This window comes from Frateuria sp. GZRR35, from assembly GCF_051900415.1.
In the GTDB taxonomy this organism is placed as follows: domain Bacteria; phylum Pseudomonadota; class Gammaproteobacteria; order Xanthomonadales; family Rhodanobacteraceae; genus Frateuria_A.
The window spans coordinates 136,652-148,876 of the sequence record NZ_JBHZGL010000008.1; the positions used below are offsets into that span (position 1 = coordinate 136,652).

At 67.6% G+C, this 12,225-nt stretch carries 9 protein-coding genes; 6 read left to right on the plus strand and 3 right to left on the minus strand.

Features of this window, described 5'->3' with window-relative positions; genetic code table 11:
- The first annotated feature begins 148 nt into the window (after positions 1-148).
- Positions 149-3,208, plus strand: coding sequence for a TonB-dependent receptor (locus ACFWZ3_RS11395; RefSeq protein ID WP_439707850.1), 3,060 nt, complete (start codon positions 149-151; stop codon positions 3,206-3,208).
- A 289-nt stretch (positions 3,209-3,497) separates the two neighbouring features.
- Here ACFWZ3_RS11395 and ACFWZ3_RS11400 read toward each other — a convergent pair whose 3' ends face one another.
- Together ACFWZ3_RS11400 and ACFWZ3_RS11405 are read right to left on the minus strand one after the other, a co-directional pair.
- Complete coding sequence (locus tag ACFWZ3_RS11400) at positions 3,498-5,096, minus strand: tetratricopeptide repeat-containing sulfotransferase family protein (protein WP_439707851.1); 1,599 nt, start codon at positions 5,094-5,096, stop codon at positions 3,498-3,500.
- A 47-nt stretch (positions 5,097-5,143) separates the two neighbouring features.
- Positions 5,144-5,896, minus strand: a complete 753-nt coding sequence (locus ACFWZ3_RS11405) for a GntR family transcriptional regulator (protein ID WP_439707852.1) — start codon at positions 5,894-5,896, stop codon at positions 5,144-5,146.
- Positions 5,897-6,058: 162 nt separating this feature from the next.
- Between ACFWZ3_RS11405 and zwf the strand changes: the two genes are divergently transcribed.
- The 4 genes from zwf to eda all read left to right on the plus strand — a co-directional run bounded on the left by zwf (position 6,059) and on the right by eda (position 10,813).
- Complete coding sequence (gene zwf / locus ACFWZ3_RS11410) at positions 6,059-7,525, plus strand: glucose-6-phosphate dehydrogenase (protein WP_439707853.1); 1,467 nt, start codon at positions 6,059-6,061, stop codon at positions 7,523-7,525.
- A 69-nt stretch (positions 7,526-7,594) separates the two neighbouring features.
- On the plus strand, positions 7,595-8,308 hold the full coding sequence (pgl, locus tag ACFWZ3_RS11415; RefSeq protein WP_439707854.1) for a 6-phosphogluconolactonase: 714 nt from the start codon (positions 7,595-7,597) through the stop codon (positions 8,306-8,308).
- A 43-nt stretch (positions 8,309-8,351) separates the two neighbouring features.
- Positions 8,352-10,169: a phosphogluconate dehydratase gene (gene edd, locus ACFWZ3_RS11420; protein WP_439707855.1), complete on the plus strand. Its 1,818-nt coding sequence runs from the start codon at positions 8,352-8,354 to the stop codon at positions 10,167-10,169.
- Positions 10,169-10,813, plus strand: a complete 645-nt coding sequence (eda, locus tag ACFWZ3_RS11425; protein WP_439707856.1) for a bifunctional 4-hydroxy-2-oxoglutarate aldolase/2-dehydro-3-deoxy-phosphogluconate aldolase — start codon at positions 10,169-10,171, stop codon at positions 10,811-10,813. Before edd ends, eda begins: the two co-directional genes overlap by 1 nt.
- Positions 10,814-10,942: 129 nt before the next feature.
- On the opposite strand, the gene ACFWZ3_RS11430 is transcribed toward eda, so the two are convergent.
- Positions 10,943-11,251: a DUF1272 domain-containing protein gene (locus ACFWZ3_RS11430; RefSeq protein ID WP_439707857.1), complete on the minus strand. Its 309-nt coding sequence runs from the start codon at positions 11,249-11,251 to the stop codon at positions 10,943-10,945.
- Between the two features lie 103 nt (positions 11,252-11,354).
- Here ACFWZ3_RS11430 and ACFWZ3_RS11435 point away from each other — a divergent pair, with 103 nt between their 5' ends.
- Positions 11,355-12,215 carry an EamA/RhaT family transporter gene (locus tag ACFWZ3_RS11435; protein ID WP_439707858.1) on the plus strand — a complete coding sequence of 287 codons (861 nt, stop codon included), beginning with the start codon at positions 11,355-11,357 and terminating at the stop codon, positions 12,213-12,215.
- The last annotated feature ends 10 nt before the right edge of the window (positions 12,216-12,225 follow it).

Genomic DNA, 12,225 nt, shown 5'->3' on the forward strand with positions numbered 1-12,225 from the left:
CAGGCCGCAGCCGAGTGTTGGTTGCGGCTAAAACCCGCTGGGGTGCCGACACCTATCGCAGCGATGTCGGTTAGGAAGCATGGGTTTGGCCTTTCTTCTGCCAGGACTTTCATGGCCCGGCTAACGGCCGCTTTGGGGAGATCGCTAAATGAACAAGCTTCATAAACTGCACGGGGCATTGCCACGCCCGACCGCTTTGACCGTGGCCTTGGCCCTGGGACTAGGCTTGACCGGCCTCGCGCACGGCCAGTCCACAACCGGCACCATCTTCGGTACAGCTCCGGTCGCCGCAGGCGAGACCGTCGTCGTCCAGGGCGCCGGAGGCGCCACCCGAGAAGTCGCGGTGGATGCGAGCGGTCGCTATTCGGTCACCGTGCCGGTGGGTCGCTACACGGTTACCCTGCGCAAGGATGGCCAAGTGCTCGCCACGCAGGAAAACGTCGGCGTTTCGCCGGGCGCGGGTACCCAGGTACCGTTTGCCGCCGCGACTGCGGAGAACGCGCAGAACCTCGGCACCGTGCAGGTGGTCGCCAGCGCGCTGCCCGCCATCGACGTAACCAGCGTCAACTCCAGCACAATCATCACCGCGGCCGACCTGCAGAAGCTGCCGGTGACCCGTAGCGCCGAGGCCATCGCGCTGCTCGCTCCGGGCACCGTGAAGGGCAGCAGCTATTTTGCCAACGCCGTGGCCTTCGGTGGTTCGAGCGTCTCCGAAAACGCGTACTACGTGAACGGCTACAACACCGGCGAGCCGTACCGCAACATCGGCGGCTTCCAGTTGCCCTATGGTGCGATCGACCAGCAGGAAACCCTCACTGGCGGTTACGACGCCAAGTACGGTCGTTCCGATGGTGGCGTGATCAACCAGATCGGAAAGCGCGGCACCAACGAATGGCACTTTGGTGGCCAGGTCGTGTGGGAACCGAAGTATCTGCAGGCCAGCCCGCGCAACCGCTACTACGCCAGTGGTGCGCTGCCGCCGCCGACGGGAGCCCTCGAATACCAGTGGGCGGATCCGGACCTGGTGGGCGCGCTGCATCAGTACCGCAGTGACAACAAACAATGGGAAACGGTCTATTCGGCCTACTTGGGCGGTCCGCTGATCAAGGACAAGCTGTTCATGTTCCTGGCCGCCGAAACCACCAAGACCGGTTACACCACGGTCGGTACCGACACCACCGAGCGCGTGTCCTACAACCGCGACAAGAACACCAAGTTCTACGGCAAGTTGGACTGGAACATTACCGACAACAACGTTCTCGAGCTGACCGCGCTGAAGAACAACCAGACCACCGGCACCGGCTCGACCTACTACTTCGACTACGCGACGCTCACCCCAGGTGCGTTCGCGGCCCCGAATGACATCACCAAGGACAACGCCGACTTCTACATCGGCCACTTCACCAGCTACATCACTGACAATGCGACGCTGAGCATCGTCTACGGCAAGGCAGACTTCAAGAATCCCAACATCTACGGCAACCACAGCGAGCTGCCGTTCATCTCCAACCCGCAGTACCAGGATCCGACCAAGGTTCCGGCGGGTACGCCGCCGACCGGCATCAGCAACACCCAGACCAACAGCAGCTGGCTGTCCAGCGACGCCACCAACGGCACCCACGGGCTGCGCGTCGACTTCGATTACCGCCTGGGCGACCACGACCTGGCCGTCGGTATCGACAACATGCATTACGAGGCCACGAACCAGGGCCAGTCACAGATCAACCCGTTCAATCCGGCGATCGACTACTTCTGGTCCTACCGCTCCAATGGCACGGTGCGCCAGTACAAGATCGGTTGGCAGACCAGCATGTCGATGGATCAGAAGGCGTGGTACATCCAGGATACCTGGCAGGTCTCCTCCAACGTCCTGCTGAAGGTGGGTCTGCGCAACGACCACTTCACCAACTACAACGATCGCGGCGATGCCTTCGTCGACATGAAGAACCAGTGGGAGCCGCGCATCGGCGTCAGCTGGGACGTCAACGGCGATTCCTCGTTCAAGATCTACGGTAACGTCGGCCGCTACTACCTCGCGCTGCCGGATAACGCCGCCGAACGCGCGGCCAACATATCGACCTACACCTGGCAGACCTACGACTACACCAGTGTGGATGCGAACGGCATTCCGCAGGGGCTGACGCCCGTCGGCGGCCTGGTTTCCCCCGATGGCGAGTTCGGCCTGCCCAAGGACCCCGAGCAGGTCACCGCGCGCAACCTCAAGCCCGAATACCTGGACGAGTTCATTGTTGGCTTCGACAAGCAGCTCAACGACAGCTGGAACTACGGCGCCAAGGCTATGTGGCGTGATCTGAAGACCGCCATCGACGACGAGTGCAGCCCGTACCGCATCGCCGGAAAGATGGGAATCGCGCCGGGCGGCGAGTACAGCTACGACAACTATCTCGCCATCGTGAACAGCGGCTACTACAACTCGCTACTGGGCCCGGCGTATTGCCGCCTGATCAACCCGGGTCAGACCAATACCATGTTGGTCAGGGCGGATGAAGGCAGCGGCCTGCCCGACCAGTTGGTGTCGATGACTCAGGAGGACTGGGGCTTTACCCAGGGCGTCAAGCGCAAGACCGGCTCGCTGAACCTGTACCTGGAGCATCCGTTCGACGGCAAGTGGCAAGCTCGCGTGGATTACACCTACTCCCGCGGCTTCGGCAACACCGAAGGCCAGGTTCGTTCGGACTTCGGCCAGGGCGACGTGTCCAAGACCGAAGACTGGGATGCCTGGCAGTTAATGGACGGCCAGAACGGCGAATTGTTCAACGTGCGCAAGCATCAGCTTCGCATCCGTGGCGCCTACTCGTTCTCGCCGGAATGGCTGGTCTCCGGTACCGCCCTGATCCAGTCGGGCGTGGCCGAGTCGTGCCTCGGCTACTACGGCCCGACCGCCGACCAGGACCCGACAGCCTACGGCCCGGACTACCACTGGTGCGGTGGCCGCAAGTCGCCGCCGGGTGAAACGCACACGCCGTGGACCAAGCAGATCAACGTCGGCATGCAGTACATGCCCGCCTTTGCCGATCACAAGCTTGCATTCAAACTGGACGTCTTCAACCTGCTCAACGAGCAGCGCGCGACACAGACCTACCCGACCCGGGATACGGATCCGGGCTTCATTGACAACCAGTTCCACACGCCGGTGACGTTCGAGCCGCCGCGCTACGTGCGCCTGTCGGTGAGCTACGACTACTAAGAGAAGATCGGCTGAGTTGAGCCCTGAAGCCACCGGTCGCGAGACCGGTGGCTTTTTTCCAAGCGTTCGACCCACCGCAAGGAAGGCGGCCGGCCCGGAAGAAAGGATGCCCCGACCGTCATGAGTCAACGCGTGAGATGCGCTCGAGGGCTGGTGCGGAGACGGTTTCGACGACAAACCCGCGCCACCTTCCCGACCGAACGAGCACCCGCGCTGCGGGCCGTACAACGGTCTACCTAAGGCCAGGCGTGACGCGCCCGAATTTCGCCTTCGGCGAACGGATGCGCGTTCAGCCTAGGTCCGCAAGCGCCTTGCGCAGGGGTTGGAGCTGGCTTTCGTAATGGCGCCAGGCACCCAGTCCGCGTGTATGGATGGACTCCCGGACTTGCGGGCTGCTTCGCGTGGCGACCGGAGCGGCGTTGCTTTCGGGGCGCAGGCAAGCTTCTTCCACATCAAGCCCGCAATGGGCGAGCACGCGTGGGATGGTCGTGGCCGAATCGCGAACCAGTTCGGCGTAGTCAACATCCAGCATGGCGCCGGGCAGGGTCTCGTGCCAATGGCGGACCAGACGGGCGTGTTGCCCGTAGTAGTGCGCCATGGCGCCTAGCTCGTAAGTGTGGGCCGAAATGTTGCCGAACATCGCCTTGAAGTTGGAGAAGCACGTGTCCATCGGATCGCGCACCATGTGCAGGATCGGCGCATGCGGCAAAGCCCGGCGGATGAACGCCACCAGCTGAATGTTGCCGGGCAGTTTGTCGACGTAGTACGGCCGGCCTTCCGCTCGCCACTGCGTCTGCTTGAGGTAGCGCAGGCCGACCTGATGGAAGTCGATATCACGGCTGCGCTGGGTTACGCGCAGCAACCCTTCGGCCTGCTCCGGAATAACGTCGGCCATCCAGTGCAGTTGGCGCCAGAAGTCGCCGATCTCGCCCGCGGAAGTCACCTTGGAATGGCTCGACAGGATGCGGTCCAGCAGCGTGGTGCCTGAGCGCGGCATGCCCACGATGAAAATCGGGATCGGTCCCTCGAATGCCGGAGATTGCGTGGCGGCCGCGTCCCGTTCGGCCGACGCCCGGATCAGCGCGTCGGTTACCGCTTCCTGCGTCGTGGGGTTGTAGGGGTTCAAGCGAGACATCAACGCGTTGCAGCGCGCCAGTGCCCGCCATGCTTCGTCGTACCGGCCAAGATCGTCCAGCGTCTTGAAGACTGCGTACTCGAACTCGGCCCGCGCGAAGGCCTGGCCCGAGTCCGTGGGTTGCTCCGGCAAGCGCTGAAGTTGCTCCTGCAGGCGGGCCAGATGGTTGGCATCCGGTGTCTGCTTGCGCATATCGACCAAGGCGGGCGCCGCATCACCGAAATCAGGCCAGCGATCCAGGCATTGCTCCAGTACCTTGCACGCCTCGTCCATGCGCCCGTTGAACTGCAGCAACATGCCATGGAGCCGGCCTGCTTCAGGCGTCTCCACGCCGGCGCGTACCGCCTTTTCCGTGAGCTCCAGCGCCTCGCGGAACTCGCCGATCATGAATCGCATTTTCGCCTGTGCCAGCACGACGTGGGCCGGCGGGTCCGGCGCCTGAGTCAGTAAATCGAGGCAGGCACGGGCAGCCACAATCTCTCCACGCCCGACCAGGCGTTGAATCATGCCGACGATCAGGAGTGCATCCTTCGGCAAGCGATGGAGGGCCCGGAGCAGCGGCAGGGTCGATGCCTGCAGGTGACCCTGCTGGAACAAAAGGTCGGCCAGCTGGAGGCTGCATGCCAGGTCGTTCGGGGCCTGCCGGAGGATGGTTTCCAGCGTGGCCTGCGCGGCAGGCAACTGTCCGCCCTCCAGGTAGATCCGGGCGCGCTCACGCAAGGTGTCGAGTGATACGGGTTGGCTGGCAGTCATTGCTCGATGGTAACCGTCCGACCTGCTGCGTGTACCGCGCACGCAAGTCAGTCCGTATGGAGCTCGGCCACGAAGTCGTAGATGTCGCCGCGGTACCACGAGCTGGTGAATTCCACCACGCGGCCGTCGTCGAGGAAGCTGCGACGCTCGATGCTCAGGCCGGCGCTGCCGGTGGGCACGTGGAGCAGGCGGGCGTGCTGGGCGCTCAGCGACACCGCACGCAGGCGCTGCAGGGCGCGGCGCGGGCGGGCGTTGCGTTGTTCCAGCGCTTCGTAGAGCGAATCGCGCACCGCCATCGGATCGGGCAGGACGCTGGCGGGCACCACGCTGCGCTCGATCGCCAGCGGCTCGTCGCCGGCGTAGCGCACGCGGTGCAGGCGCACCACGGCCGCGCCGGGCGAAAGGTTCATTGCCATGGCCTCTTCCGGCGTCACCTCGCCGATGCCGCGCTCGAAGAATTCCGAGCGGGGGTTCAGGCCGCGCGCGCGCAGGTCCTCGGTGAAGCTGGTCAGCCGCGACATCGGCTTGACGATGCGCTCGGCGACGAAGGTGCCGGCGCCGTGGCGCTGGGTCAGCAGGCCCTCTTCGACCAGGCCGGCGATGGCCTTGCGCACGGTCACGCGCGAGAGGCCCAGCGCCTGCGACAGGTCGCGCTCGCTGGGCAGCGCCTGGCCCGGTTCGATGTCGCGGTGTTCGACCACGGTGCGGATCGCCCGGCGCAGCCGCAGGTAGGCCAGCGGCTGGCGCGTATCGGGGCTTTCGCAGAGGCGGCGGTATTCGGCGGCGAGCGCGGTCTCCATGGCAGAACCATACCAATCTCACACCATTTGCGGCAAGCCGCCATGAAAACGTATGCATGACCTGCACGCCTGGCTGCGTAATCTGGTATTTCACTGGTACCATCCTCGGCGCCCAGGCGGGATGGCCCATTCCGTCTGCCCAACACGCAATCGAGGTGAACCGTGACGGTTTCTCCCCCGCCCGTCGACCCGTTCGACCTGGTGATTTTCGGCGGCACCGGCGACCTGGCCCTGCGCAAACTGCTGCCGGCGCTGTTCCACCGTTTCGTCGACGGCCAGGTGCCCGCGGCCAGCCGGATCATCGGCGTGGCGCGCGAAGGCCTGGACGATGCCGGCTACCGCGGCCTGGTACGCGACGTGCTCGCCGATGGCGGCGGCGCGAGCGAGCAGATCGAAGCGTTCCTGCCACAGCTTTATTACCTGCCGCTGGATGCACGCAAGGACGAGGGCTGGGACACGTTCGCCGCGCTGGTGAACGAGCAGCCCGAACACATCCGCGTGTTCTACCTCTCCACCTCGCCGGAGCTGTTCGTCGACATCTGCAACCGGCTTGGCGCCAACGGCCTCAACGGGCCGAACTCGCGCGTGGTGCTGGAGAAGCCGATCGGCCGCGACCTGGCCAGCGCGATGGGCATCATCGAGGCGGTCGGTCGCGTGTTCTCCGAGGCGCAGACCTTCCGCATCGACCACTACCTCGGCAAGGAGACGGTGCAGAACCTGCTCGCGCTGCGCTTCGGCAACGCGCTGTTCGAGCCGCTGTGGAACGCCGGCCACATCGACCACGTGCAGATCACCGTGGCCGAGACGCTCGGCCTGGGCCGTCGTGCCGGCTACTACGACCGCGCCGGCGCGCTGCGCGACATGGTGCAGAACCACATGCTGCAGCTGCTGTGCATGGTGGCGATGGAACCGCCGGCCTCGCTCTCGCCCGACGCCGTGCGCGACGAGAAGCTCAAGGTGCTGCATGCGTTGAAGCCCATCGACATGCGCAACAGCGCCCAGCTCACGGTGCGTGGCCAGTACAAGGCCGGCGCCATCGACGGCGAGCGCGTGCCGGGCTACCTGGAAGAACTGGACGACGGCCAGTCCAACACCGAGACCTTCGTCGCGCTGAAGGCGGAAATCGCCAACTGGCGCTGGGCCGGCGTGCCGTTCTACCTGCGCACCGGCAAGCGCCTGTCCGCGCGGCTGTCCGAGATCGTGGTGGCATTCAAGTCGGTGCCGCACTCGATCTTCGATGCCTCGGCCGGCCCGCTGGCGCAGAACCGGCTGGTGCTGCGGCTGCAGCCGGACGAAGGCGTCAAGCTGTGGCTGACCATCAAGCATCCGGGCCCGGGCGGCTTGCGCCTGCGCCACGTGCCGCTGGACATGAGCTTCGTGGAAGCCTTCGGCGTGCAACAGCCGGATGCCTACGAGCGCCTGCTGCTGGACGTGGTGCGCGGCAATCCCACGCTGTTCATGCGCCGCGACGAAGTCGAGGCGGCCTGGCGCTGGATTGATCCTATCCTGGCCGCGTGGGGTGCCGCCGGCGAGCCGCCGCGGCCCTACGCCGCCGGCAGCTGGGGGCCGAGTGCGGCGGTGGCGCTGATCGAGCGCGACGGCCGCACCTGGAACGAGGACAGCGAGTAGCGCGGTGCTTCACCCGATGCCCGCAACCGGCTGCCGACACTGTCGGACCCTTTCCACGCCAGTGCGCCCATGACGACCTCGATCAACGTCACCACCCACAGCTTCGCCGACGGCCATGCGCTCGCCCTGGCCCTGGCCGAGCGCGTCGCCGACCGTTTGCGCGCGGGCCTGCTGGAGCGCGACTTCGCCCTGCTGGCAGTCTCCGGCGGACGCACGCCGCTGCGCTTCTTCGATCTGCTGTCGCAGGCCACGCTGGACTGGTCCCGGGTGCAGGTCACCCTGGTCGACGAGCGCTGGGTGGACGAGGGCGATCCGCGCTCCAACGCGCGCCTGGTGCGTGGGCACCTGCTGCAGAACCAGGCGGCCGTTGCCTCGTTCGTGCCGCTGTACACCGGCGCGGCCACGCCGGAGGAAGGGCAGGCCGAAGCCGGCCGGCGCATCCATGCGCTGCCGCTGCCATTCGACGCGGTGGTGCTGGGTATGGGGCCGGATGGGCATACGGCCTCGTTCTTCCCCGGGGGCGACCAGCTCGCCGCCGCACTGGATCCGAACCAGCCCAGCGGCGTGTTGCCGATGCGCGCGCCCGGCGCCGGCGAGCCGCGCATCACCCTGACCCTGCCCACCCTGCTCGAAACCCGCCACCTGTTCCTGCACATCGAAGGCGAGGACAAGCGCGACGTGCTGGCGCAGGCGCGGCTTGGCCTGGGCGAGGCCGCGCACTATCCGATCCGCGTCGTGCTGGCGCGCTCGCCGGTGCCGGCCGACGTGTACTGGTGTCCCTGATCATTGACTGCCGGAACGAATCGACCGGCATGGAGTACCTGCCATGAGTTCGCTGCATCCCGTCGTCGCCGAAGTCACCGCGCGCCTCATCGAGCGCAGCCGCGACAGTCGCGCGGCCTATCTCGCGCGCATCGACGCGGCTGCCGGGGGTGACGGCCCGCACCGCGCGCAGTTGTCCTGCGGCAACCTCGCGCATGGCTTCGCCGGCTGCACCGGCGACGACAAGGCCGCGCTGCGCGAGGGCCGCGGGCCGAACCTCGGCATCGTCACCGCCTACAACGACATGCTCTCGGCGCACCGCCCTTACGAGCGCTACCCGGCGCTGATCCGCGAGCTGGCCCACCAGTTCGGCGCCACCGCGCAGGTGGCCGGCGGCGTGCCGGCGATGTGCGACGGCGTCACCCAGGGCCGTGCCGGCATGGAACTGTCGCTGTTCTCGCGCGACGTGATCGCGATGGCCACCGCCGTGGCGCTGTCGCACGACATGTTCGACGGCGCGCTGTACTTAGGTATATGCGACAAGATCGTGCCGGGCCTGCTGATCGGCGCGCTCAGCTTCGGCCACCTGCCGGGCGCGTTCGTGCCGTCCGGACCGATGCCCAGCGGCATCCCCAACGAGCAGAAATCCAAAGTGCGCCAGGCCTTCGCCGAGGGCAAGGCCACGCGTGCCGAGCTGCTGGAAGCCGAAGCGGCGTCCTACCACAGCCCCGGCACCTGCACCTTCTACGGCACGGCCAACTCCAACCAGATGCTGATGGAGATCATGGGCCTGCAACTGCCGGGCGCGAGCTTCGTGGCGCCCGACACGCCGCTGCGCGACGCGCTTACCCGCGCCGCGGTGCAGGCGGTCGCCGTGCACGCGGCGCCCGCCACGCGCCTGCCGCTGGGCCACATCGTCGACGAGCGGGCGATCGTCAACGGCGTGGTCGGCCTGCACGCCACCGGCGGCTCGACCAACCACCTGATGCACCTGGTGGCGATGGCGCGCGCGGCCGGCGTCATGCTGAGCTGGGACGACTTCGACGCGCTCTCCTCCGTGGTGCCATTGCTGGCGCGCGTGTACCCCAACGGCTACGCCGACGTGAACCAGTTCCACGAGGCCGGCGGCATGGCGTTCCTGATCGATCAGTTGCTCGACGCCGGCCTGCTCAACCCCGACGTGCAGACGCTGGCCGGCAAGGGCCTGGCTGCCTACACCTTCGTGCCGGAACTCAACGGGACCGGCCAGCTGGCGTGGAAGCCGGTCGGCAAGAAGAGCGGCAACCGCGGCGTGCTGCGCAGCGCAGACGAGCCGTTCCGTCCCGATGGCGGCCTGCGCCTGCTCGACGGCAACCTGGGCCGGGCGGTGATCAAGGTCTCGGCCGTACCGGAGGATCGCCTGCTGATCGAGGCCCCTGCCGTGGTGTTCGACGACCAGGACGCGGTACGCGCCGCCTTCGAGCGCGGCGAACTCAACCGCGACTTCGTGGCGGTGGTGCGCTTCCAGGGCCCGCAGGCGATCGGCATGCCGGAGCTGCACAAGCTCACGCCCACGCTCGCCGTGCTGCAGGACCGCGGCCACCGCATCGCGCTGGTCACCGACGGGCGCATGTCGGGCGCCTCCGGCCGCGTGCCGGCGGCCATCCACGTCACGCCGGAAGCCGCCGCAGGCGGGCCGCTGGCGCGCGTGCGCGAGGGCGACTTGATCCGGCTGGACTGTGCGAATGGACGCCTGGACGTCCTGGTCGATGCCGCCGAGTTTGCCACCCGTGCGCCTGACGCCGGCAGCCAGGCGGCGCACCAGGCCGGCACCGGCCGCGAACTCTTCGCCCTGTTCCGCAACCACGCCATGAACGCCGACCTCGGCGCCGGAGTGCTCTGATGAACCAAGCCGACAGGCAGCAGGAAATCGAACGGGCGATGCGCCTGGCGCCGGTGATCCCGGTGGTGGTGATCGAGGATGCGCGCGCCGCCGTACCGATGGCGCGCGCGCTGGTCGCCGGCGGCGTGCCGGCGATCGAGGTGACCTTGCGCACGGCGGCCGCGCTGGAGGCCGTCCGTGCGATCGCCGCGGAAGTCGAGGGCGCGATGGTCGGCGTGGGCACGGTGCTGGGCGAGGCCGACCTGCGCGCGGCGTACGAGGCGGGTGCACGCTTCGCCGTCTCGCCCGGCGCGACCTCGCGATTGCTGGATGCCGCCGCGGACATCCCGCTGCCGCTGCTCCCCGGCGCGGCCACCGCCAGCGAGGCGATGGCGCTGCTGGAGCGCGGCTACCGGCACCTGAAGTTCTTCCCCGCCGTGCCCGCTGGCGGCGCGAAGCTGCTGGCGGCATGGGCTGGGCCGCTGCCGCAGTTGCGCTTCTGTCCGACCGGCGGCATCAGCGCCGCCACCGCCGGCGAGTTCCTTGCCCTGCCCAGCGTGCTGTGCGTGGGCGGATCCTGGCTCACGCCCGCCGACAAGCTCGCTGCCGGCGACTGGGCCGGTATCGAAGCGCTCGCCAGCGCCGCGGCAGGCCTCAGGACCTGAAGCGATCGAAGCCTGCGACCGCTTCGTAGGGTGGGCTTCAGCCCACCGCCGTTCGACCCGGCCGGATCGGTGGTGGGCTCAAGCCCACCCTACGCGGCCCGATTCGAGCGACCACGCACCATCGGGCGCTCAACGTTCGTGCGGCGCCATGGCCGCCAGGCGGCCGACCAGTTCCCGGTGGGCCAGCGCGTCCACCGGCTTGTGCGTGACCTTGCCCGTGGCGGGATAGCGCCCGAGGAAGTTGCCGTTCTTCCAGTCGTGCGCCGGCCGCACCGGCCGCGGCACGAAACCGCCGCCGCAGTTCGGGCACACGCCCTGCAGTACGCCTTCGACGCAGCCATGGCAGAAGGTGCATTCGAACGAGCAGATGCGCGCCGCGGTCGATGCCGGCGGCAGCGGCTTGTTGCAGTGTTCGCAGGTCGGTCGCAGTTCGAGCATGGGAGCCTCCCGTTCCAAGGCGCACATCATGCGCCAGGCGGGTGGCGTCCGCCCCGCCGGAGCGTGTGTCCCTTATCCTTCGGTTTTTCCCGGACCCTCCGCCATGCCCTTCTTCTTGGCCGCCGCGCTGTGCAGCGTGCTGGTTTCGGTGCTGCTCAAGCTCGCCCGCCGGCTGGACATCGACGTGGGTCAGGCGATCGCCTGGAACTATGTGGTCGCAGCTGCAGCGAGTGCATTGGTGTTCGCGCCCGCGTCGTCGGCACTGCATGCCGCGGCCGGCGCGTGGCCGGCGTTGGTCGGCCTGGGCCTGCTGCTGCCGACCATCTTCCTGGCGCTGGCCGGCTCGGTGCGCCACGCCGGCATCGTGCGTTCGGAAGTGGCGCAGCGGCTGTCACTGCTCATTTCGTTGATCGCGGCATTCGTGCTGTTCGGCGAACCGCTGAGCGCCGCCAAGAGTTGGGGGATGGCCGCCGGCCTGGCGGCGCTGGCGGGCCTGATGTGGCGACCGGCCCGGGGCGACGCGACGTCCGGCGGCGCAGGCGGGTGGATCTACCCGCTACTGGTGTTCCTGGGATTCGGCGTGATCGACGTGCTGTTCAAGCGTGTGGCATCCGCCGGCGTTCCGCTCGGGGCGGCGCTGCTGGCGATGTTCGTGCTCGCGCTGCTGGTCTCGTGCGTGTTGCAAGGCTGGCGGCTGGCGCGCGGGGCGGCACGGCTCGGCGTGCGCAGCCTGACCGCCGGCCTGCTGCTCGGCCTGCTCAACTTCGGCAACATTCTGTTTTACCTGCGCGCACACCAGGCCTTGCCGGGGCAGCCGGCGCTGGTGTTCGCGGGGATGAACCTGGGCGTGGTGGCGCTGGGCGCGCTGGCGGGCATGGTGGTCTTTCGCGAGCGGCTCTCGCGGATCAACCTCGCGGGCCTGGGCCTGGCTGTGCTGGCGATTGCCCTGCTGGCACAGGGATGACTTCTGGGGT

Bases quoted from the DNA above. Each gene is read 5' to 3' on its own strand.
- ACFWZ3_RS11430 (WP_439707857.1), bottom strand. From the start codon at position 11,251: ATGCTCGAACTGCGACCGACCTGCGAACACTGCAACAAGCCGCTGCCG.
- edd (WP_439707855.1), top strand. From the start codon at position 8,352: ATGAGTTCGCTGCATCCCGTCGTCGCCGAAGTCACCGCGCGCCTCATC.
- pgl (WP_439707854.1), top strand. From the start codon at position 7,595: ATGACGACCTCGATCAACGTCACCACCCACAGCTTCGCCGACGGCCAT.
- ACFWZ3_RS11405 (WP_439707852.1), bottom strand. From the start codon at position 5,896: ATGGAGACCGCGCTCGCCGCCGAATACCGCCGCCTCTGCGAAAGCCCC.
- eda (WP_439707856.1), top strand. From the start codon at position 10,169: ATGAACCAAGCCGACAGGCAGCAGGAAATCGAACGGGCGATGCGCCTG.
- ACFWZ3_RS11400 (WP_439707851.1), bottom strand. From the start codon at position 5,096: ATGACTGCCAGCCAACCCGTATCACTCGACACCTTGCGTGAGCGCGCC.
- ACFWZ3_RS11435 (WP_439707858.1), top strand. From the start codon at position 11,355: ATGCCCTTCTTCTTGGCCGCCGCGCTGTGCAGCGTGCTGGTTTCGGTG.
- ACFWZ3_RS11395 (WP_439707850.1), top strand. From the start codon at position 149: ATGAACAAGCTTCATAAACTGCACGGGGCATTGCCACGCCCGACCGCT.